The sequence below is a fragment of the Rhodopirellula sp. MGV genome (assembly GCF_002251265.1).
Classification (GTDB): Bacteria; Planctomycetota; Planctomycetia; order Pirellulales; family Pirellulaceae; genus Stieleria; species Stieleria baltica_A.
In genome coordinates this window covers 174,942-199,145 of the sequence record NZ_NPDI01000028.1, presented here as the reverse complement: position 1 = coordinate 199,145, position 24,204 = coordinate 174,942, and the positions used below count along the sequence as shown (strand labels likewise).

Genomic DNA, 24,204 nt, shown 5'->3' with positions numbered 1-24,204 from the left:
TCGCGTTTTTTCAGCACCGTAGCCATGCGTCACCACATTCTCGTTGTCGAAGATGAAAAACACCTTGGGGTGGGAATCAAATACAACCTCGAAGCCGAAAGCTATCGTGTCACGCTGGTCGAGGACGGCCCCACAGCCCTTCGCGTGATCGATGGCGCAAGCGAACCGATCGACCTGATCATCCTCGACCTGATGTTACCCGGAATGAGCGGCTATGCGGTGTGCGAGACGATCCGTGATTCCGGCGTCACCACTCCTGTCTTGATGCTGTCCGCACGTACGCTTGCGGAAGACCGGGCGCGAGGATTTGACGTTGGTGCGAACCAATACATGAACAAGCCCTTTGAACTCGACGAGCTGCTCAGCCGGGTCAAAAACTTGCTGCAACTGGCCGGCCCGAAAACCACCGCCACAACGCCGCGTCGAAGTCGCGATGTGATCGAAACAGTTGACTTTGGGCAAGTCTCTGCCAACTTCATGACCCATGAGGTCGCGGTCGATGGCAAAGTCGTTCAGACCACTCCCAAGCAACTCAAACTACTTCGCTACTTTGTCGAGAATCCCGATCGTGTGATTAGCCGATCCGAATTGCTGAGCGAAGTCTGGGAGATTAGCGGTAACCTGCAAACACGTGCGGTCGACCAAACGGTCGCTCAATTGCGAAAGGTCATCGAACCGGACAACGCCAACCCAATTCACTTGTTGACCATTCGTGATGCGGGATATCGATTTATCCTGCACCCCGCCGGTGAACAACATGCCGAAGACAACTTCGAATAGCGACTGACTGAAACGCCCGGAAAGATGAACACCGTGCGTTCACGCCACCAACAGGATACGTGGCGATGAAGTGTCGGCAATCAGGACGAAACCAAGCCGCTCGGCACGATGAACTGCCGAGCGACCTGACCACGATCGCCCCTGCCCAAGTGAATCTCGCTCCGGCGGTTATTCCTCCTCGGCCTCGTCGCCGGCGGGCGACTCGCTGTCACCATCGGTGGATTCCTCCGCTGGTGACTCAGCTGGTGACTCGGCGTCGTCGGTCTTGGGTGCGTAGGCGCTCGAATCGACAGGACCGCCGCCACCTGCTGGTGCACCGGCACTTGCCGGAGGTGCGCCGCCAGGAGCTCCCATTGGGGTGAGACTCTCGCCATACCCCTCGATCGCGCCTTCGTCGTCATCAGCCGGTTTCTCGATCACGACCGATTGTGTCGGGCCGACCGAATTGGATTCGTCGTAAGCAAATTTGGCATGACGCGAGAACATCAACTCGTCACCACTTTTGCGATAAGCAACGAACAGTTTGTGTGGTTTGACGATCAGCCCGCCCATGTAACTGAACACTTCGACGGTTTCGCCACCGTCACTGAATGTCTCCACCGGTTCTTTACCGAGCAACTCGCGAACTTCCAGGTTGGTCAAGAAGTCATTGGCAATCCCATTGGCTTTGGTGCTGGCCTCAGTGACCTTGTCATAGTCCGCACTGACAGCCGGGCGAGCAACTTTGTAGTCGTAAATCAGCGCGACAACCATCAATGCCAGGACGCCGTACAAAATCGCGCTCCGGGCGCTACTGCCTTGCTTGGTCGGTTCAGCGGTTTGCTGTTCTTCGCTCATTAGAAAAATCTCTGCAGGGGGAAATCTCAGGGCGGCGAAGTGGCTCCACGGGAGAACGATTCGCCATTGCATTCGGGTCTACAGTTTTAATCCAGCCGAACGCGTTTCGGGCAAGCTGGTCGGCGTTTGAGAAGTGTTTTTTTTCAAAACGCGACGTGACGAATCCGAAATCCGATCCAGTTTCACACTTCGACAGCGTCGCCGAGTCCTGTCATCGATCTTCCGAGCCGACGAAACACAAATTCGTTGCAGCCCCATCCCGACCCGACGGTGCGCAATTGAGTGAGATGGAATCCCTGCCGCTCAAGCGGAATCACAATGCTTTCGACCGTTGCGACTTCGAATGGCATCCCGCCAACCCAATCGACCCAGTCATGCCATGCCGACATTCCACGATCGTGGCGTTTTTGTTTCCAATCATGAAACGGCAATGGGTTCTGGCCACGAGCCAACCTAGCGAGTGCAAACTTGCTTTCGTACACCGCCGCGATCAGGACCACCCAAAGCCAACGCAAACCGCTGGGCAACCGATGATAAAATTGCTTGATCGCCAACCAGCGGCGACTGGCACCGCCCTGGTCGTTGTAAATTGCGATCGCAAGGCAGCCATTTGGCCGAACACACTTTGACGCAAGTTCGATCGCTCGCCGCATGGCTCCCGTGTGATGCAACACGCCCCAGCTATAGACCAGATCGAACGTTCCCAACGAATCAAGCAGCTCTGGATCGAGTACCGAACCCTGCATCACACGCCATGGCTCAACTGAACGCAACCTCGGCTCACCTGAGGATGGCCCGCCCTGCTCTGCCCTGCCCTGCCCTTGCTGACTTTCCGATCGGCCGGCGAATTCTCGCTCCCTCAGCACCTCGGTACATTTGACGGACTGAGGATCAAAGTCGATTGAAGTGACATTTGCCCCCAATCGCCACGCGGCCAAGGAGAACAATCCGCTGCCACTGCCAATATCCAGAAACGTTCGCCCAGCCAGCGGCTGAGCACTGCCCGCGGAATCGATCCCGAGCAACTGCACCAGTGACCGGCAAGCCTCGTCAATTCGCGGTTCATCGACAAAACGCAGGTAGGCTTGCCAGTTTTCGCCAAAAGCAAACCGCGTTTCGCTCATTGCGTTTCCAGGTCCAAAAGAAAACGTTTTGAGTCGACTCCGCCCGGCGCGCTGAACCCGCGGAGTTCACCTTGGGTGCTGATCACACGGTGGCAAGGGATCACTAACACACAGCGATTGCGTGCCATTGCCGCACCGACAGCTCGGCTTGCGGCTTCGTTGCCAGCGCGCCCGGCGAGTTCTTTGTACGTGAGTGTCGTGCCTGCTTCGATTTGTTGGCAGCAGTGATAGATCGACTTCGAAAAATCGGTTCGGTCGCGATGATCGATGGTGATCCCGCTAAAGTCAGGACGCCCGGTTTCGAAGTACTGGGTCAAGGCTTGATCGAGCGATCCTGCGTTGTCGTCTTCATCGGCAGGCAGAACGTCGGCAATCAATTCGCCTTCGCCGATCCACAACAGCGAATACAACCCGGTGGCCGTCCAGACTGAATGCATTTCGCCGAGTGGTGACTCGTGGCGAAACGTCCGGTACGCGACCCCACGCAACGTCTTGGGATGATCAAGGCTCATCATCTTCGTCTTCTTCTCCCTGATCCCTTTTGGCAATGACAAACTGCACGGCATCGAATGTCGCATGCGCGACGATCGGCACCAACAAGCTTTCTGTCGCGATCAGCAGCACGCCAAAGTAAACGCCCATGATGGACGCGATCACGATATACAGCTTGGTGATCGGATGAAGCATCCCGAACGCAACCGACGAAAACACCACCGCCGTCGCCAACATTGATGGTGCGGCCACGGCAAATGAATCGCCCACGTCATAAGGATTGATCAGCGACGAACTCGGATCTTCGATCGCGGCAAACCAAGGCAACAGACAACCGCGGAATGCCAATTCCTCACCGATGCCAGCACACAGACTCAGAATGATCAGCTCCGGATAGCTGAGCGACAAAATCGACTGCATCATCGGCGAATCACTGAGCCGCTTGATCGCCCGGATGCCTTTGTGTGGCACCTTCATCAACAGGTACACCGCTAACAACATTGGCACCGACGCGGCCGCACCGATGCCGAACTGCTTTAGCACAACCAACGCGTCCGCTTCTTCGATCCTGGGCAGGTACGCCCGTGCGTCAAAGCCAATCGCGGCGGCAATGATCAATCCGACGAGACCGATTGCCAATTCGAATCCGCAGGCCCAGGCAAACATTAGTTCGTCGGGCGAATCGTTGATCGGAATCTGGTCTTCGTCCACGGATGTCAATCTAGTTCAATAAACTCAAGCGGTTGTTCTTGTCGGACGTCGGCAACGCGGATCGCCGCTTGCCCGTTAAGCAATTTCCGAAACGTCTTGCCAACGATTTCGCCGCGCCAGCCTTGCAGTAACGCAGGCACCTCGTCGCCTTCTTTGCGATCCAGTTCATACCCCAACACTTCCTTCACGTCGTCGGTGTTGCCAACGATCGAAGGAGCCAATTTGTTTTGTCGGCTGATGCAAGCCATCGAGGTTGTTAGGAATTGGCTGAGCATCGGCGAAATCACCGATCGGTTGCGGCGTGGGCGGCGCGGCAATTCATCGTCGGGCGTATCCAATGCGATTTGGATCGCCGCGGCAATGTCTTCGTAGTGTGCGGAATAGCCTCGCCAATCCATCCCACGAATGCTTTTGATCCGTTTCACATCCGATGAACCGCGTTTGGCGAGTTCGACGATCAAGTCGTCTCGCATCACCCGCTTCACGGGACGATCCAGCGTCGACGCACGTTTATCCCGCCACCGCCAAAGTTGACGCACGATTTCGAGTTGACGCGGTTTCAATCCGGCACAGCCGCTGACGCGATGCCAGCTCTCTTGGTCTTCATAGTCAACGACGGTCTGCTGGCGGATTTGTGTTTCCTCTTCCAACCACTCACTGCGGCCGAGTTCTTCGATGGCCGCTTTCTGCTGAACGTAGATTTCTTCCAGATCTGTCACGTCCTGCAGCGCGTAGTGAATCTGTTCCCGTGAAAGCGGTCGGTGACGCCAGTTGGTTCGCGACTCCCCTTTGGCCAGTGTCCGACCGGTCATCCGGTTGACGAGGTTGCCCAGTGAAATCGGGTACTCCATCCCGCTGAAACCAGCCGCCAATTGTGTGTCAAAAAGTCCGGCGATTGGCTTGCCCGCGAACCGATAACAGAACCGTGATTCCTCACGAGCCGCATGGGCAAGCACCGTGCGTCCCGGCTGCACCAGCAGGTCCCAAAACGGACCGGTCGTGTGCATCTTCAACGGATCGATAATCGCCAGTCGCCCCGCGGCGGCGACCTGTATCAAGCATAGCTGAGGCCGATATCGATCCTCGGAGACAAATTCGGTATCAAATGCGATGACAGGTGCATCCGACAACTCGTCACAAAACTGACGAAGTTCGTCGATCGCGGTGATCGATTCGTAATCCAAGGGTGCGTCCAAATTCCAACATCAACGATGATCTCGACGAGCCCCACCACCGGATCTCGTCCTCCAAGATAGCCAGCGCCTCGTACCGGCCAGGGTGAATTCGCAGGCACCATCAAACCCCTCGGCAGGATCCTGCGCAGCCAACCACCTACACTCTAACTGGCCGGATGCCACGCGACCATCCGACTTCACCCGCAGAGAGGCGTCATTGACCAAACTAACCGCACCAGAAGGGACACAAACGTCCTCCTCAAGAGCCACGACGAATCTGCTCGTCAGCGTTCGCAGCGTCCAAGAAGCGCGCATCGCGATTGCGAGCGCTGTCGAGATCATCGATTTGAAAGAACCAAACGGTGGCGCACTCGCACCTGCCTCACCCGAGGTTTGGGACGAAGTCAGTCGCCTGATCGCCCCCCCCGAACACTCCCGCCTCAAACTCTCCCTCGCGCTCGGCGAATCCGAGACGGCGATTGAGCTCGCCGATCGGGTGCCACCAACCGCTCGTTTCGCAAAAGCAGGCCCCAGCGGATTGGGTGATGCCACTGAACTGTCCCAACTCTGGAAACAGCTTCGCGAACGGCTGCCACCCGCTGTCACCTTGGTCGCTGTCGCATACGCGGATTCAGACTTTGCGACGACGATTCCGCCAGAACAGGTGATGTCGTTGGCGAGCCAAAACGGCATCCGGCATGTCCTGATCGACACCTTTGGTAAACAAGCCGGTTCGTCGGTGGATCTGCTCGGTACAGCCAGGCTTGAATCTTTGGCGATCGAAGCCCGCAAGAAAAACATTTGGTGGGCGCTGGCAGGGTCACTGCGTCTGACTGACGCGGAGATGCTGCTCCGGTCGGCAGCGGCACCAAATTGTTTCGCCATCCGAGGGGCGGTCTGTGAAGGCGATCGGCGCGGCGGGTTAGCAGCCGATCGATTGGCGCGATGGACCGAATTGCTGCGAGGCCGATGCTGACCGGATCAACTGACTAGACCCAATCCAATCCGGTCAACTTATGCAGCCGCTCTTCGAAGTTACCGATCAAGCCGCCGACCAAAGTCCACTCGTTCTTCGCACGCAGCTCAATCTCTCCAAACTTGTTAATCCGCACAATCGAATCGCCTTTTACACCGGCGTCGTGCAACTGTTTGAAGTCGATCTCACCTTCGTTGACGATATCTAGCAGTGTTTTTCCGGTCAGTTCAATGAATTCCATGGCCTCATCTCGCTCGACAAATACTCGCGAAAACGCGACAAAAGTGAACTTAAAAAGTCGGTCGGGGGTTGGGTTTCGAATCGGCCAACACCAATCACTAAGATAGTCCCCGCCAAAAGATTCGCGCCGACCGATCACCCAAGATTCGTAAAAACGACACGAATGGTTGCGGAAGTTGCCGCATCGCTTTCAGAGCGCTATGCTTAATCCAACAGATGTCTTTTCCCATTGGCAAACGAAATCGATCATGCGATTTGTAATCCGACTCTCCGCGTTGGCTGTCCTGTTTTCCGCACTTGCCGCGGTTACCACTTGGGCACAAACCACGACCGAACAACCCGCCAAGCCGGACACGAATCAAAGCGACAAAGACGCTTCCGAATCGGAAAAGTACATTCGGATCGAACGCGACAAAGACGGACGCAAACTGGCCTTACAAACAGCGATCGTGCGATTCGAAGGCCAAGCGGAAACCGAGCATGCGGGCGTGGTTGTCGACTTGGTTGGCGTCGTTCACATCGGTGAAAAAGATTACTACCGCGAACTGAACGATCTGCTGGGCACCTACGATTCGGTGCTTTATGAATTGGTCGCTCCCGACGGGACGCGCATTCGTCCTGAAGACCTCAAACAGCGTCGCTCGATCGTCGCCTCGATGCAAACCGGCATGAAGGACATGCTGAAGCTGGAATACCAACTGGAACAGATCGACTACATGGCCGAAAACTTTCGGCACGCCGACATGAGCCCAGAAGAGTTCACCGAGGACTTGGAACGTCGTGGTGACAGTGTCGTAAAGATGATGGCCCGTATGATGGGCGCCGGGCTTGCCACCCAAGCCAAAACCGGTGGTGACCTCGGCGTGCTAATGGCCTTGTTCAGTCAAGACCGATCGACGGCTATGAAGAACGCGATGGCCAAGCAATTGATTGATATGGAAGCTGTCACGGCTGGAATGGATGATGCCAACGGCGAAAACACACTGATCAAAGGCCGTAACGCCAAAGCCTTCGAAGTGCTCAAAGAAGAACTTGCCAAAGGCAACAAGAAGCTTGCCGTGTTCTACGGGGCAGGTCACCTGAGCGATATGGCCGAACGCCTTGAAAATGATTTCCAAATGCGTCCGACCAGCACCACGTGGTTCAACGCCTGGGACTTGAAAGGCGACCAATAGACGCAATCCAAACGCGTGCCCGCAGGTGTCATTGGCTTCGAATCACAATCGTTTGAAGTAGGCTCCACGACGTAATAACGCTTGGTCAAGCGACAGCGCGTTCCAATCGTTGCTCAAGCTCTTTCGCTTTCGGCGTCTTTGCACTCTGATGTTCCACTCGACAGGAATGGATCGCTTCTTGTGGATCCGTTTCGCCTTCGAGCTTCAACAGCGCCGATTGAATTCGTGCGGTATGTGATTCCACTGACTCGTCTTCGTACGGATAGACGGGTTCGCCGAAGACGCAATCGATCTTTGCAAACGGCAATGGGACCTGCGTGCGGTCCCACGACTTTTTAACGATCACCCGCGACGACGGGACAAAGCACAGCGGAATGACCGGGGTCGCTGTTTTTTGCGACAACAATGCCACACCGGGATGGACACACCCACGCGGCCCTTTTGGCCCGTCGACGGCCAAGTAGGCCGGTCGGTTACTCTGAACGTGATGGACCAAACCAAGTAACGCTGCGGCGCCACCCTTGCGACGCGCTCCGCCACTGCCGCGAATCGGAACGACACCAGAAAGTTCCAGGACCTTGGCGATCAAGTCGCCGTCTTCGCTTCGCGAAACCAGCGCGCCAGTTTCCGGTTCCGCAGGGACAATCGTTGCCAGTTGCTGGGCGTGTAATGCCGCGTAGATATACGTTTGCCCCTGGCTGCGGATCGCCGCGCGAGGATCATTGATAGGTTGGATCCGACACGTCCACTTCAATAGCCGGACGTAGCCGATCAGTACGTTGGATAAAAGTCGCTTTAACACCGGACCGCATTCCGATTCTTATTGCTAGCAAATTACAACGTTTCTCGCGGAGAAAGTTGGCAATGCAAAAAGGCATTGATAGAACGCGGGGGCGGAACCGGGCAAGACAGATTTGTCGGTGGCGGCTTATTGCCCGCCAGCGGGATTCTCGATCCAAGCTTGAAAGCACGGCGAGCAGAGCAGCATTCGTCGGCGACAATGCACTTGGTTTTCGGCATCGACACGGGGCGTCGATTCGAGTTGCTGAATGACCTTGCCCCATTCGAGCTCGATTTCTTCGAGCGACAGCGAGTTGGGCGCATCCAGGATCGGAGGTGACGAGTCGACTTTGGCGTTGATGTCGATCTCATAGAACTCGCCCCGGCCTTGATAGAGCTCTTTGAGGCAGCGGTCACATAGCCCAACGGACTCATCCGGCCCAATCGCGTCGTCTGGGACTTCATGCATGGGATCGACCTGAACAGGAGTAGCGGAAAAGTTCGAAGCTCGCCGATCGTCACTGCCGCACATGTCAACAGTCGGACAACGAGTTCGCAGTGTGACTCAGTGTACCAAATCGATCTCGCTGTCCCCTGAAAAAGCACGGCGAATTCAATCCTCTTCGCCAGTGCATCATCGGCTGAGTGGATCCGTTCACTATCGAACTCAAACGACGCGATCACGCCGACTTCTACCAACACTGTTGGCCTGTCACGAAGCGACCGTGAAGTTCTTGATGAAATGCTTCGGTTGAAACGTCTGTGCTGGTTGCACGGCCCCCCATGACCCCATAGGTTCTTTCCATCCGGGGGGCCGTCCCGATCGTCAGAGCACCAACCAGAGGATTTCGGAAGATGCAATTGCGAGCGTTGCGAGGAAAAGCGAATACAGAACGGGCACGACGCAGGAAGCAGTTCGCCCGGCAAATCTGGGGATTGGAACAACTCGAAGACCGCCGCATGTTGGCGTCTGACACGTTGCAGTTGGATTTCAATTCACAACTCGACGACGCGGGAAACAATCAAGGCGATTTGGTCTTCAACGGCCCCCGAGATTTTCAAGTCACTTTCACCGACGATGATTCGGCGGGCGCCACTGGTGGCGATGCCGATGGTGTTCATCTGACGAACAGTAATTTTGGCAACATCAAAGTCGGCGACCAGAACGACTTCGTCATCGGTGCATTCAATACCAGCAGCGGCCTGGACAACTATCACACCAGCGGGATCGTTGCCCAATTCAATCGAGGCGTCGATGCGGTCTCCTTCGATGACACTGATGACGACACAACACTGAAACGTCTTTACGCCTTTGACGCCGCCGGAAACCTGATCGGACAAACCGCCGAAGACTCACAAGTACGCTTCAGTATCGACATGAACGATACGGGCGGAAAACAAATCCATTCGATCGAATTTGATACGCTGCCCGGAACCGAAGGCGGAAGCAACGACGGGACCTATTTCACTCTCGATAACTTTGAAGTCAGCTATCGATCCGCTGATGCACCATTGCCGATCGTCGCGGGGGATGGCGTTTCGATCGACCTTTACAATGGAATCGGAGGTGGCCCCGCACCAACACCTGCGACCATCGCGGCGCTTACACCAAGTGGCACCACCCTGAGCCCGTTTGTGGACTTTCCCAACCCCGGGTCAGTGATCAACGTTGGCAACTCTTTCAATAACTTTTTTGCGAGCACGACGACTCCGCCGGATCAGGTCTCTGGGTTGTCGGCATCGAACTTTATCCTCGACATCGATTTTTACTTGCGTGTCGAAGAATCGATGGATCTAACCCCGGCTACGGATGACATCGACATCTCGATTTCGGTCGGCAGCGACGATGGGTTCTATCTGACCGTTGACAACGCGTTCATCGGATCGACTGGCGATCGCGCATTCTCATTCAGTGGCTTCAATTTAAGTTTCGCCGAGCCAGGACTGTACCCGGTCGATTTGCTGTTCTCCGCAAACTCAGTCGGCCAAAGTGGTTTGGAACTGCATTGGAACACAGCCTCCACCGGATCACAGTTGATTCCGCAGTCGGCGATGTACGTCGATCCCAATGTCGGAAACCAGCAGATCACCTTTGAGGAACTTACGGCAGGCGCAATCGTCTCCGATCAGTTCGTCGACAAGGGCATCCTGTTTTCGACACTCGGTGGCCAATTGCAAGTTACCGACGCATTCCCCAGCGACTTTGTTCCCGTCTCCGCCCCGTATGTGTTCGCTGACCCAACGGCCAACCCCACAGAAACTGGTGAGGTTGAGTTTACGTTTGTCGTCCCTGGCACTTCCGTCCCCGCCTCCACCGACCTCTTTAGTTTTTATGCGATCGATGCGGAAGGAATCGGTGTAACGGCGACCGCATTCGACCAAACCGGCGCTGTCCTGTTCTCTGATACGTTCAACGCCGGAGGGGCCACCCAGGACTTGGTAACCATTGCCGAACCGGGCATTGCCAAAGTCGTCCTTACACTTGGTGACACCACAGACACCTCTGCGATCGACAACATCACATTCAACACGCCGACTCCACTGCTTGCCGATCTTTCGGCCTCGGCGATCACCGGTTCATTGATCGCGCAAGCACTACAACCGCTCTCGCTTGAGTACCAAGTCGACAACATAGGTTTTGCCACAACACCGGCCGGACGATCCGATGTCGTTTACCTGTCGTCTGACCCACAGCTTGATTTGGGATCAGACACCCCGGTCGGATCCCTGACCACGGGTGATTCGGTGGACGTTGGCTTGCAAGAAACGCTGACCGTCTCCGTCTCGGTTCCTGACATCGTACCTGGTGACTATTTCTTGATCGTCAATGTAAATGACGATGGATTGATCACAGAACCGTCACTGAGCAACAACCAGGTCTCCATCCCCGTTCACATTCCCGCTTCGTCGCCAACGATCAACTCACAATCCCCGAACGGATTTACGGCAGACGACATCACTCGGATCACGCTGGGCCTTTCCGAACCGGTTGCTTTTGACGGCGCCAACGATCCGGCCTCCTACGTTTTGACCGACCTTGGTCCCGACCGGCAACTTGGTGGCGGTGACGACATCACCATCCCTGTCGCCCCTGCCTATCTCAATGGGACCGACCGCATCGACTTATTGCCCAGCCAAGGGGCAACAATCGATCTGAACAATTGGACTGAACACGATTATTCAGGCAACGGCGGCGCAGGCGACTGGCGGATCGAGAATGGTGGCGAAAGCGTCAAACAATATGTCAACGGCAACCCCACGTTCTTTGTCAGCGACACTGACTTTATTGATCGTGAGTTTGTTGGCCGGATCGCGGTCGAAACAACCGGCGACGATGACTATATCGGGATCGCATTCGGCTTCAATGCAGACACCACCTCGCGACCAGACGATTACTACTTGCTGTCTTGGAAACAAGGAAACCAAGGTGCCGCCGAGGCCGGTTTCAAATTAATCAAAATGACGAATTCGGCCGGTGCATCGGGTGTTGTCGATCGACTTTGGGATGGTGAAAACTCTACCTTTGGCGCCGCCCAGCTACAGGTTCTCGCCCGCAACACTTCGAACAATGGCTGGGCCGACAATACCGAGTACGAGTTCGCGATTCGCTATGACTCCAACGGCGATATCCAAGTTTCGATCCGGCGTGCCAGTGACGGTGTCGAATTCTTTAATGCCAGCGTCAACGACCCCGATCCGCTCGGCCCCGGAAAAATAGGTTTCTATAACTACAGTCAATCACTGGTGCGGTACAGCGGATTACGCCAGTCACAATTTCTAGACGAAGGCACCTACCAAATCACGGCGTACTCTGGTGACGCCGGGCTTGCGAACGACGATGGCGTCCCGCTCGATGGGAACCCGGCTGTCCCCGGGTTTGAAGACTATGTCGGCTACTTTACGATCGATCAAACCCCGCCGATCCGCCAGACGGTAACGCCTTCTTCAACGGGCGTCGAAATCGAATTCTTTGATGCCGGTGGCATGGACCCTGCAAGTGTTGAAACGATCGCCAACTACACGCTGACCAGTACCGGGGGGGATGGCATTTTTGACAACGGTAACGATCTTCCGATACCGATCGAAAACGTCACCTTTGATCCAAGCACCAACACCGCTCGCTTAACTTTCCAAGACGGACTATTCGACGAACGATACCAATTGACAATCAACGGTGTTGTCGACCTTGCGGGAAATTCGATCGTCAGTCCCGACCTTTCAAACTTTGACTTAGTCACAATCCCGGCAAGCGTCGGCATCGACTTGCAAAGCGGAAGTGACTCGGGTGTGTCAAACACCGACAGATTGACCAACGTGACCACGCCGACATTTGATGTGTCGATCAACAAAGCGGGTCAGGTCGAAATCGACTTCGATAACGATGGCGTGTCGGATTACTTAACCTGGATCGCCAACCCGGGCACTCTTTCGGTCACCGCCCCAACGCTGATCGACGGCAACTACACCGTCACCGCAACGTTGACACCACCCGTTGGCACTTCGGTAGACAACAACGTCACCATTGAAGTCGACACCATGGGTCCCGCGGTGTTGCCAGGTGCTGCAACCGAAGATGCACCACTGGACCGCCGTACGGTCATGTTCAGTGAAGCGATTGACCTGTCCAGCGTTCTGCCACAAGACATCACAATGACAGGGCCGTCTGGGCTGATTCCGTTGACCAACGGCTTTGGCTCTGGCGACGTTTACACGTTCGAATTTGATTCGATCTTCGCAGCCGGGACCTACACCATCAGCGGATCGGTAGGGCTTCGCGATCTTGCCGGAAACCAGGCCAACCAGAACGGCGATGCACTCAACGGACAACCTGGCGACGAGCCAGTCGACACGTTCGAATTGCTGCCCGATACGATCGCACCGTTCGTGCAATCCTTTTCACCGACTGGCGTTCGTCGTGATGGCGTCGATGTCTTGACAGTGGAATTCAGTGAACCGATCGACCCGGACACCTTCGACATAGGGCAAGTCACGATCATCGGCCCCAGCGGCCCACTTGACCTCTCCGGATCAGAAATCATTCCTGTCAGCAGCACCGCCGGAACGATTTTCTGGACCGACTGGATTAGCGGAAATTCAACCGCCGGCTTCACCGGCTTGGGAACGATCACGACCGACAGCGGTCCGGTATCGGTCACGTACAACAACCCGCAAGGTATTTCGTTCTTTCAGCCCAGCGGGGGAACAGATTACTGGCAGAACGGTGGCGGAGGAAGAAACCCGGCGACGTCACCGTACACAAGTGACGAAGTTACCAATATTCCCAGCGGCACAGACATCATCGCCCTCAATCGTGCCGGAGAGCAGTCGCTTGTGTTTTCGAAGCCAATTGCCAATCCAGTGTTTTCTTATGTCAGCCTGAATGGGAACGGTTACGCTTTTGATCGCGACTTCGACATCCTCAGCTTTGGAAACGCCAGCGACGGCAACGATGCGGGATATTGGGGCAGCGGAACCTCTTTCAAAGAGGTCGTCGACTTGGGCGATGGCCTGTTCGAGTACCGACTACTCGGCACCGGTGAACCGCACGGGACATTGCGTTTCAAAGGGACATTCGATTCCGTTTCTTGGCGAAGCCTTAGCAACGAGAATTGGAACGGGTTCACCGTCGGGATTGATGCCGCTTCGAGCAGCATCCTTCAATACCAAATCACCACCCCGGGTTTGATCGAACAAGACGGCACCTATGTTGTCATCTTGGATCAAAACATCGCCGACGTGAGCGGCAATCCGCTCGGCAACGATTTCCAAGCGGCGATCACTATCGACACCATCGGCCCCAGAATTACCAGGGCGGTTGCGACTGCCACGGCGACCGACAGCTACTTGGATGTCACCTTCGATGAACCGATCGATGAAACCACACTCGGTGCAAATGACATTCTCTTTACCGGTCCGCCCGGTAACATCGATGTTTCCGCACCATTTCATCTCGGTGGAAACATCTACCGCTTTCAGTTCCTACCTCAAACAGACGTGGGAACGTACGACATTACGATCGGCCCCAACGTCGCCGACTTGGTCGGCAACGAACTAGACCAGAACAGAGATGGACAGGGCGGTCAGTCGGACGACGTTTATCAAACCAGTTTGACGATTGAGCTATCCGACTTGGTGATCGGCGACCTCACCCTCACTCCGCCAAGCGACATTTATTCTGGTCAGCTGGTCACTGTTGATTTCACCACGATCAATCAAGGCGGACGCGCGGTGTCGTCGCCGTTTAGCGATCGTGTTCAGCTTATTGATTCCGACACCATGACGGTGATCGGCACGGTCACGCTGCCATACGATCCGGCCATATCGGGCGATCTACTACCGGGCAGCGAACTGCTTCGAACGGCGTCATTCCAATTGCCCGACGGCCTGGCAGGTACCGGCGACTTTGAAATCATCGTCACCACCGATGCACTTGGTTCCATTGCCGAAGCCAACCTCGCTGGCGACGCCGAATCAAATAACGAAGCGACGGTGACGTTTAGCGCCACACTCAACGACTACCCTGACCTCGCACCGCAAGCGATCACCGGGCCGGCATTCATTTTCACCGGAACGCAGACAAACGTCAGTTGGCAAACGACCAATGCCAGCACGCTGGACCTGCAAGGTTCTTGGACCGAGCGTGTTTACTTGGTGAAGCAGAACAGCTCCGTCCAGTTGGCGAGTCTCAACTTCGACAACGAATCGATCGCCGCAGGATCGTTTGCGGTGCGGTCCCGCCAGGTCACCATCCCTGCTGGCTTGGAACCAGGCGAATGGCGGCTTCAGGTGGATGTCGACACCGGACAAACGGTGACGGAGTCCGACGAAACGAACAATTCCGCCCTGGCGGATCTCGCGACCGTGATTCCGATCACGCTAACGCTTTCAGCCGCATCCACTTCGGTGCGTGAAGACGGCAATCCGTTGACGCTGCGGTTGACCCGAAGCGGCGATATCAGCGGCCCGCTAACCGTCCACCTCGATAGCGACGACCTAACCGAAATCACTGTCCCCGAAACGGTTACCATTCCCGCGAATCAGTTGTGGGTGGAGTTTTTGGCCACGCCCGTCCAGGACGCGACCGCTGACGGCGACCGAATCGCTAACGTCACCGCCGCCGTCCTCAATCCAGACGGGACCGAATCAGACAGCTACTCCTCCGATGCGATCGGGCTGACCGTGATCGATACCGCCGTGCCGCAGTTGACACTTTCCTTGGCATCCGGCGAAGTCAACGAAGGCGACTCCCTTCTGGCGACGGTGTCACGAGACCTGTCAATCAATGCCGATCCGATGTTGGTCACACTGACGGTCAGCAGTAACACACAGCTGCGTGTGCCGATCAGTGTCTCGCTTGATGCCAACGAAGCCTCGACAACATTCTTGATCGAAGCCCTTAGCGATGAATTGGTCGAAATCGATCGAGCGTACAACGTAACGGCGAAAGGATTCGGTCAAGACACGAAATCGCTTCTGGTTCGCGACGTCAATCGCAAAGACCTCGCACTGACGCTGGATCCATTCGTCAGCGAAAACTCCATTTACCCTAGCATCGGACGCGTGACTCGCCCCGTCGCCAGCGAGAATTCGCAAGTCGTTCAATTGCGCAGCAGTGACCCTGGCCGTCTGAATGTGCCCAACACCGTCACCATTCCATCGGGCCAGATGTATGTCGATTTCCCGATGTATCCGGTCGACAATTTGGTCGAAGGCGACTCGCTTAATCTGACGATCGAAGCGATGGCGATTGACCCGATCGATCGCGTCACACCGGTTCCACCCGGCGGCACGGCATCCATCGAAGTCCGCGACAATGACAGTCCCACGTTGACGGTCACTCTCGATCGTGGATTGGTCAACGAAGACGCAACGAATCCGGCCGCACAGGGCACGGTACGCCGCAACACGCTGGACAACTCACAAGCACTCGTGGTAACGCTGCTTTCGAATGACACTTCCGAAGCGACCGTGGCTGGTACGGTCACAATCCCTGCCGGTGAATCCGAAACCACCTTTGAAATCAATGCGGTCGACGACTTCATTCCCGACGGACTGCAATTTGTCACCATCAGCGCCATCGCCACAAATTTCAATCCCGGTTCTGCAGTGCTTGTGGTTTCTGATGTCGACAAACCGGATTTACGAGTCGCCGACGTCCAAGTTCCCACGAGTGGCTTAACGGACCGCGTGATCGATGTCATTTACAAAGTACGCAACGAAGGCCGACAACCTGCCCCGGCAGGCTGGACGGACCGAATCTATCTGTCAAGCGATCCGATCCTGAGCAGCAACGATACCTTGGTGTTCCAGCACCAGATCGGTCAATCACTTGATGTCGATGCGGAACTGACCGTGAATGCCCCGATCGCACTTCCGGAGATGGTCGGCGAGTACTTTCTGATCGTCGAGTCCGATGTCAACTTCACCATCGACGAAACTCTCGAAGACAACAACCGCGGCTTTTCAAACCTCATCAACGTCACCGCGGAATACAACGTCACCGCTTCAACCCAAATCACCCAAGCGGTGATGGGTACGCCGATCCAGATCGAAGGCTTCGCCACGATTGCCGATAGTGGTTTACCCGCGGCCGGAGAAGACGTCATCGTCTATGTCACTCACGAAGGTGACTTCGTTCGAAAGGTAGAAGCAACGACCGATGCCAACGGCGAATTCGTCGCGACCTTTACGCCGCTTCCCGGCGAGGCAGGTAACTATGTGATCGCCGGCGCCCATCCGGGACAGAGCAAACCCGCAGCTCAAGACGCCTTCACTTTGATCGGGATGCGAGTCATTCCAAAGTCGACCAGCCACCAAATCAAAGATGGCCAGTCGCTGGTTCAAGACTTGCAAATCGTCAACTTGAGCGACGTTGACCTGACCGCGATCACATTCGAAGTCGTCGGCGCACCAGAGAACCTCAACATCGATGTCACGCCTCCTTCCTTCGCACAATTGGATGGACGCGACACCGAAGCGTTTACGTATCGCATCGATGTGTTAAATGATTCGATCACGATCGCCGATTTCAAAATCCATGTGACCACCGCACAAGGTCCGGTTCTCGATGTGCCCGTATCGGTCACAGTGATTCCACGCATGGGCCGATTACAAGTCCCAGCCAGACTCGACGAAGGCATGCTGCGTGGCCGACTGACCCCGGTCGATGTGACGATCACAAACGATGGCGGTGCCGAAACTGGACCGATCAGCGTGCTGTTGCCCAACGCGCCATGGCTGTCTGCACCCTCGCAAATCGCATCTCTGGCACCGGGCCAAACCACCAAGCTTCAACTGGTGCTAAATCCCGGCACCGAATTGCCGCTAGGACCGTATTCCGGCAGCATTGTCTTGGACCCGACGAATGCCTCGGCGGTCAGCATCCCGTTCACGTTTACGGCGGCTTCCGATGCGACCGGTGGACTTAAAATCACGGTCGTCGACGAGCTGACCTACTACGGCGAAGGCGGGAAAAATGTGGCGGGCGCTTCGGTCACTTTGACCGATCCGTTTACCAACGAAGTCATCGTGTCAGGAACCACCGACGCGAACGGGATGCTGCAAGTCGATGCGATTCCCGAAGGCAACTATGAACTGGCGGTCACCGCAACCGATCACCACACGACGCGGTCGTCCCTCATTATCGAGCCTGGCATGACGACTGAACGCACCGCATTCATAAAAACACGATTAGTAACGTACAACTGGAATGTGGAACCGGTCGAGTTCGAAGATCGCACGCGCGTGACAATCGAGTCAGAATTCCAAACCAACGTCCCGATCCCGGTCATCGTCGTCGATCCCGGTCAGATCGATTTGGCCGAAGTCGAAAACGGATTCCAACAGATCGAATTCACCATTCGCAACGAAGGACTGATTCAAGCCGAGGATTTGCGACTGGAATTTCCCAGCCATCCACTTTGGGAAATCACCCCGCTGATCGATAACATCGATGTCCTGCCTGCCAAAAGCTCCGTCAAAATCCCAGTCATCATTCGTCGCATCTCACTCGGAGCGGCGTTCCCAAGCGACCTTCTTGCCAGTAACGACGGACCGTGCTCCTACACCGCGACCATTCGATGGATTCTGTTGTGTGGCCCGTTCGGAATTCCCTATTCGGTCCCGATCCCGATTCTCAATGCCCACGGGAGTTGCGGAAACCGATACTCCGGCGGCGGATTTGTCGGCGGCGGCGGAACTGGTGGCGGAGGCAATATTGGACCGAGCCTGAACAACCCTGTCTTCAATTACAACCCACCGGAAGAATGCGATTGTGTCAAAGCAAGTTTGACGCTCTCGGTCGGCATCCCCATTCCCGTCCCCGAGATTGACCTTGGCCCCGTCGAAGCAGAACTAAGTGCCGAAGGCAAAATCGAAGTCACTGCGGAAACCTGCTGTGAAGAAGAAGATGGCGGAACCGGCCTAAAGTTCTCAGGTACAGGTTCGATCAGCGGAGACGCGTCGTTTACTTACACGATTGGTGCCAGCGCCGGCTATGAAAAGACGGTGAACGGGGTCACATACGCATTCGAACTGACCGCCGGTATCCCACTCAACCTGAGCGGCAGCATCGTGGGGACAGGAACGGTTGAACGTGACTGCGAAGGCAACTTCTCTGCCTGCGGCGAAATCTCGATCTCCGTCGGTGCCTCCGCCGCCGTTCGGGTTGCCCTCTCCGGAACGGCGACCGATTCAAATGGCAACACTTTCGGACTGGGCGGACATGCGTTCGTAAAACTCAGCACTGGTGTATCAGGATCAATCAAGAAATGCATCGGTGAAGACGCTACCGGCCAAATCTGCTTTGACGGATTCAAACTTTCCGGCGAAGCTCATGTCCAAGCTGGACCACTTTCGGAAACAATTGGATTCGAACAAATCCTAGCTGACGCAACCTGTGCCACATCGGGACAGGCCGCTGAGGCGTTGGACGCGTTTTTCGAAGACATGCTGGATCCAGAAACCCTGGTGAACGCTTACGACGGAACGGAAGAGGAATTCAAACAGGCTGTCGGCTTGAACCCAGCCGCTTCGCTTGGCGAACCGATCATCGTTCAAGAAGACGGTACCGTTGAGCAACTGCCGCCTTCTGATCACACGATCTTTGCCGCCGCAGGTGACGTCTGCGCTGCCGTCCGGTTACGACTCGAACAAGACGTGGTGATGACGCGCACCGCTTTTGAAGCGACCTTGGAAGTCAACAACGGTGCCGCGTCACCACTCGAAGACCTCGAAGTCTTTATTACTGTCGTCGATGTGGCTTCGGGCGAAGTGGTCGATGACCGATTCGCAATCAGCGAAGCCATCGCGGCCGCTTTCTTACCAGCCCCCGGCAGCACTCCTGAAGCCCCGATGTGGGATTTGACCGCAGACTCAACCGGAGTTTTGAAGTGGACCTTGCTGCCCACCGACTTGGCGGCACCGGAAGGCCCGACCGAATACACCGTCGGTGGATTGATGACGTACAAATTGAACGGCGAAGTCATCAACGTGCCGCTCTACCCCGCACCGATCACGGTTTATCCCGACGCCGCCCTGAAGCTCAAGTATTTTCATCAGCGCGACGTCTATAGCGACGACCCATTTACCGATGAAATCGAACCCTCGGTTCCCTATGACCTTGGAATTATGGTCAGCAATATTGGGAAAGGGACGGCCAACAATTTGGAGATCGTTTCCGCCCAGCCAAAGATCATCGAGAACGAAAAAGGTCTCTTGATCGATTTCGAAATCGTCGGTGCGGACGTGAACAATGAGCCCCAACCGGAATCATTGACGATCACGATGGGTAACATTCTGCCGGACGAGACACGTGTCGGCCGTTGGCAGCTGACATCTTCCCTGCAAGGACATTTCGTCGACTACACCGCATCGTTCGAACACCTGACTGGATTTGGCGACCCCAGAACGTCGATCGTCAAAGAAGTCGAGATCTTCGAATTGATTCACACCGTTCGCGATCCACGCGTCGGCGCAGATGATCTGTACGACTTTTTAACAAACGACGTCGCTGACGAGTTCGACTTACCCGACACGGTCCACCTAAGCGACATGTCGGTTCATCCGGTCGGCGCCGGGACGCTCGGCTCCGTCATCCAAACGCCTGTCCTAGGGAACCTCCACGGCGAAGTCAGTGTGGTGATGCCGGACGAGTTCGGCTACCTGAGAATTGATGACCCGGGCAACGGTCAGTATTTACTGGACCGAATTTTGCGCGATGACGGCACTGAAGTTCCGATCGGAACCAATGCCTGGCTGACCGATCGCACGTTTAAAGTCGACGGCGAACGCCCCGTCTACGAAAACAAGCTTCATATTTTCGATCACGGTGGGTCGTCCAGCTATCAGATTTCCTATCGGCTCGACGACGAAGTCGCTCCGCAGTTGACGGACATTTTTGATGTCACGCCGGACCCGCGCGACGCGGCCGTCGAAACGATCCAAATTCAATTCACCGAAGCGATCGACTTGGCAACACTGTCGTTCGACGACCTGACGCTGACCCGCAACGGCATCGCGGTGCCCCTCGACAATACCGTGACGTTTGCCGATCTAGGTGATGGACTGTACGCGATCGGCGGACTTAGCGGATTCACATCCGATGCCGGTGTCTATCGTCTTGCAATCGACGCGGCCAACATCGCCGACTTTGCCGCAAACACAGGCCTTGGTGTCGAAACAGAAACATGGACGAACGGGACGGCCCCGGTATACGTTTTCGACATCGAGCTCGCGTCCTCGTACAACAGCCCGCTGCAATCGTTTGACGTACTTTTCTCGGGCCCAATCGATGCAGCAACCTTCGACCTGGCAGACCTCAGTCTGATGTTCGAGGGCAATGTGGTCAGCACCAATGGTTTGACGATTCAGGCCGTCAGCGAACAACAGTTCCGCATTTTGAATTTTGATACTGTCGTCAACTCAGAAGGCAGCTACGCGGTTTCCATTGATGCCAGCGGAGTGGCGGATTCAAATGGCACCGCAGGAATCGGTACCGAAACAGTCCTGTTCACGTTTGACCAAACCGCACCGCAGTTGATCGACCTGGAACAGCCAACAACGCCGCGCAAAACGGTGCAGTTGGAATTCGACGTTGAGTTCGACGAACCAATCGATGTGACTTCCTTCACTACTGACGATTTAATTTTGACTCGGAACGGTGGGCCCAACCTGATCGACCAACTTGTGTCCATCGAACAAATCAGCGACACACAGTTTGTGATCAAAGGAACCAATTGGAACCAGGGACTCGAGGGAACGTATTCGTTGACGGTGGATGGAACCGGCATCGCCGACCTCGCTGGCAACCTGGGTGCGAACGCATTGACCGTCCAGTGGGTCATGGACTTCAGCAATCCGTTGCCAGCGGAAGATCTCGCGATCACTCCTGACACCGGACAGAGCGACACCGATGGCTTGACCAACCAACGTGTATTAACCCTCACTGGTACGCTTGCCGAAACAGGACTTAGCGTTCGGTTGTATGACGAAACTCTCCAACAAGACCTCGGCTACGCCACGGTAACCGGTACACAATTTACGCACACGTTCACCCTTGGTGATGGCGCCGCCCATCGCATTCGGGTCCGAACCGTTGACGCGGCGACTAACCTTGCCGATTCATTCATCGATGTCACACTCGATGAAACCGCCCCCCTCGTCGAACTGCTGAATGTTGGTCCGAACCCACGCGATACACCGGTCTCATCGATCGACCTGTTTAGCAACGAACGGATGAACTGGTCCCTTCTCAGCCTTTCTGATCTGCAACTGACACTTGATGGCGGTGCCAACCTCATCGACAGTTCAGTGGCAATTGACGTGATTTCGGAGACCCTTGTTCGCTTAACAGGTTTGACAGGAATCACGGACTCGCCAGGTGTTTATCAGTTGAGCATCGGCACCGGTATCGAAGACCTCGCCGGCAATATGCCCTCTGTCACACCACAACTGTCTTGGACCAACCTGGACGATCAAATCGCCCCCACGAGCCAGGTCGCCGATGGCGGGAACGTCTTGTCCCCAACGTTTACCGTTCAGTGGTCCGGCGAGGACAACCAGGGTGGAAGCGGCTTGGCTTATTTCGATATTTACGTCGCAATCGATGGCGGAACATTCTCGCTATGGCAAACCCAGACGAATGAAACGTCGGCGACGTATAGCGGCGAATTCGGACGAACCTATTCGTTCTACAGCGTTGCCACGGATTACTCCGGCAATATCGAAGATGTCCCGGCTATTCCGGATTGGCAAGTCACCGTACCCGCCGGCGGAGCTCGATCGGCGACTTTGTATTTAACGACGCAAACTTCAACGGGATTCAAGACACGAACGAAACCGGTGTGGCGAACGTTGACGTCCAGCTGTTCCGAGTTGTCAACGGGAACGCCACGCTTGTCGATTCGACCACAACCGATATGGCCGGGTTCTATTCGTTTGCCGGGATGAGTCTTGACGACCAGTATTCGCTGTCTTTCACCGCACCGAACGGATTTGGCTTTACCAAACTGAACGTCGGCAGTGACTTTACCGATAGCGATGTCGACGACCTCACCGGTTCGACGGCACCATTCAGCGTTATCAACGGATTAAACGATCGCTGGGACGCAGGCTTGGTTGCACTCGGTTCCATTTCGGGCGTGGTTTGGAACGACAGCAATGAAGATGGCCTTCGTCAAACCGAAGAACCTGGGCTCGCAGGCTGGACGGTTTACATCGACGCCAATGACAACGGAATGCTCGACAGTGGCGAAGTCACACGCACGACAAACTCGAGCGGCGAATATGAGTTCGACAACTTACGTCCGGGCACTTACGTGATCGCCGAAGTCGTTGAAGGCGGCTTCTCACAAACCTTCCCTGGAGCGGCCGGCGCATCAGATACCGGCACACATGCTGATGGCGCCGTACTACAACGCTCCTACAGCAACAACGCCAGCACGGGGCGAACCTTTTCGCCGGGCGAAGAATTCGTCGGGCCGATCGCTCCCGAAGCCGCCGAACTTATCGAACTGACAAGCTTCCGCGCTGACTCGCGTTTCAACGCGTTCGACGGCAGCGGGTATTCGGTCGTTGTCATCGATACCGGCATCGATGTGGACCACCCGTTCTTTGGCGCTGATGGGGATGGTGACGGCGTGGCCGACCGTATCGTGTACCAATACGACTTCGCCGACAACGATGCTGACGCGACCGACTACTCCGGTCACGGTTCACACGTCACCAGCGTCATTGCGTCCGAGAATCCGGCGTACTTGGGTGTTGCCCCAGACGTCGGAATCATCCACCTCAAAGTGTTTGGTGACGACGGGGTCGGGTATTTCAGCTATGTCGAGCAAGCGTTGCAGTGGGTCATCGCGAATGCGAACGATTACAAAATTGCCGCGGTCAACCTCTCGGTCGGTGACGGCTTGAACTGGACTCAGTCGCGGGGACTGCACGGAATCGATGACGAACTCGCCACGCTTGCCAGTCAAAACATCATCGCTGTCGCAGCCGCGGGCAACGCTTATGGTCTAACCGGGATCGAAGGTTTGGCCTATCCCGCAGCGGATCCGAACACTGTTTCTGTCGGTGCGGTCTGGGATTCCAATCGCGGCGGTCCCTGGTCCTTCGGCGAAAATGGAACCGACTACACGTCCGACGCGGATCGAATCGCGAGCTTTTCGCAACGTCACCACGAGATGCTTGATGTCCTCGCCCCCGGTGCATTGATCACAGCCGCCAACGCGGTCGGCGGCGTCAGCACCATGCGTGGAACCAGCATGGCAACACCGTTTGTGACCGGTGCAGCAGTCATCGCTCAGCAGATCGCATTCGAGCAACTCGGCAGAAAACTCTCCCCTCACGAGTTCCGCTACCTTTTGGACATCTCCGGTGCGATCGTCGTCGACGGAGATGACGAAAACGACAGT

Annotated in this window: 12 protein-coding genes and 1 pseudogene; 5 read left to right on the top strand and 8 right to left on the bottom strand. The window is 55.8% G+C overall.

Translation table 11 applies throughout. The features are described from left to right. Positions 1-24 precede the first annotated feature (24 nt). The gene (locus tag CGZ80_RS09750; RefSeq protein ID WP_094413780.1) at positions 25-780 is read left to right on the top strand and encodes a response regulator transcription factor; all 756 of its coding nucleotides are present in this window, start codon (positions 25-27) and stop codon (positions 778-780) included. 168 nt (positions 781-948) lie between these two features. Here CGZ80_RS09750 and CGZ80_RS09745 read toward each other — a convergent pair whose 3' ends face one another. The 5 genes from CGZ80_RS09745 to CGZ80_RS09725 all read right to left on the bottom strand — a co-directional run bounded on the left by CGZ80_RS09745 (position 949) and on the right by CGZ80_RS09725 (position 5,128). Continuing rightward, the gene (locus tag CGZ80_RS09745) at positions 949-1,617 is read right to left on the bottom strand and encodes a hypothetical protein (protein ID WP_094413778.1); all 669 of its coding nucleotides are present in this window, start codon (positions 1,615-1,617) and stop codon (positions 949-951) included. Positions 1,618-1,799: 182 nt separating this feature from the next. Continuing rightward, positions 1,800-2,741 carry a class I SAM-dependent methyltransferase gene (locus CGZ80_RS09740; protein ID WP_094413776.1) on the bottom strand — a complete coding sequence of 314 codons (942 nt, stop codon included), beginning with the start codon at positions 2,739-2,741 and terminating at the stop codon, positions 1,800-1,802. After that, positions 2,738-3,256: a methylated-DNA--[protein]-cysteine S-methyltransferase gene (locus CGZ80_RS09735; RefSeq protein ID WP_158222637.1), complete on the bottom strand. Its 519-nt coding sequence runs from the start codon at positions 3,254-3,256 to the stop codon at positions 2,738-2,740. The genes CGZ80_RS09740 and CGZ80_RS09735 overlap by 4 nt, the downstream gene beginning before the upstream one ends. After that, on the bottom strand, positions 3,243-3,944 hold the full coding sequence (locus tag CGZ80_RS09730; protein ID WP_094413772.1) for a CPBP family intramembrane glutamic endopeptidase: 702 nt from the start codon (positions 3,942-3,944) through the stop codon (positions 3,243-3,245). Before CGZ80_RS09730 ends, CGZ80_RS09735 begins: the two co-directional genes overlap by 14 nt. A 5-nt stretch (positions 3,945-3,949) precedes the next feature. Then, positions 3,950-5,128, bottom strand: coding sequence for a ribonuclease D (locus CGZ80_RS09725; RefSeq protein ID WP_094413770.1), 1,179 nt, complete (start codon positions 5,126-5,128; stop codon positions 3,950-3,952). A gap of 208 nt (positions 5,129-5,336) precedes the next feature. On the opposite strand from CGZ80_RS09725, the gene CGZ80_RS09720 reads away from it, so the two are divergent. Then, positions 5,337-6,095, top strand: a complete 759-nt coding sequence (locus CGZ80_RS09720; RefSeq protein WP_158222636.1) for a (5-formylfuran-3-yl)methyl phosphate synthase — start codon at positions 5,337-5,339, stop codon at positions 6,093-6,095. Positions 6,096-6,108: 13 nt separating this feature from the next. Here the strand turns inward: CGZ80_RS09720 and CGZ80_RS09715 are convergent, their stop codons facing one another. Then, positions 6,109-6,336, bottom strand: coding sequence for a hypothetical protein (locus CGZ80_RS09715; protein ID WP_094413997.1), 228 nt, complete (start codon positions 6,334-6,336; stop codon positions 6,109-6,111). A 247-nt stretch (positions 6,337-6,583) separates the two neighbouring features. On the opposite strand from CGZ80_RS09715, the gene CGZ80_RS09710 reads away from it, so the two are divergent. Beyond that, the gene (locus CGZ80_RS09710; protein ID WP_233148335.1) at positions 6,584-7,510 is read left to right on the top strand and encodes a TraB/GumN family protein; all 927 of its coding nucleotides are present in this window, start codon (positions 6,584-6,586) and stop codon (positions 7,508-7,510) included. An 85-nt stretch (positions 7,511-7,595) separates the two neighbouring features. Here the strand turns inward: CGZ80_RS09710 and CGZ80_RS09705 are convergent, their stop codons facing one another. Next, complete coding sequence (locus tag CGZ80_RS09705) at positions 7,596-8,312, bottom strand: lysophospholipid acyltransferase family protein (protein ID WP_094413766.1); 717 nt, start codon at positions 8,310-8,312, stop codon at positions 7,596-7,598. Positions 8,313-8,438: 126 nt separating this feature from the next. Continuing rightward, positions 8,439-8,759, bottom strand: coding sequence for a hypothetical protein (locus CGZ80_RS09700; RefSeq protein ID WP_143543831.1), 321 nt, complete (start codon positions 8,757-8,759; stop codon positions 8,439-8,441). Between the two features lie 386 nt (positions 8,760-9,145). On the opposite strand from CGZ80_RS09700, the gene CGZ80_RS28585 reads away from it, so the two are divergent. After that, positions 9,146-22,738: a CARDB domain-containing protein gene (locus tag CGZ80_RS28585; protein WP_094413760.1), complete on the top strand. Its 13,593-nt coding sequence runs from the start codon at positions 9,146-9,148 to the stop codon at positions 22,736-22,738. Further along, positions 22,627-24,144 (top strand): annotated as a pseudogene (locus CGZ80_RS28580) (S8 family serine peptidase); the annotation flags it as partial. The gene CGZ80_RS28585 and the pseudogene CGZ80_RS28580, both read left to right, overlap by 112 nt. Positions 24,145-24,204 lie beyond the last annotated feature (60 nt).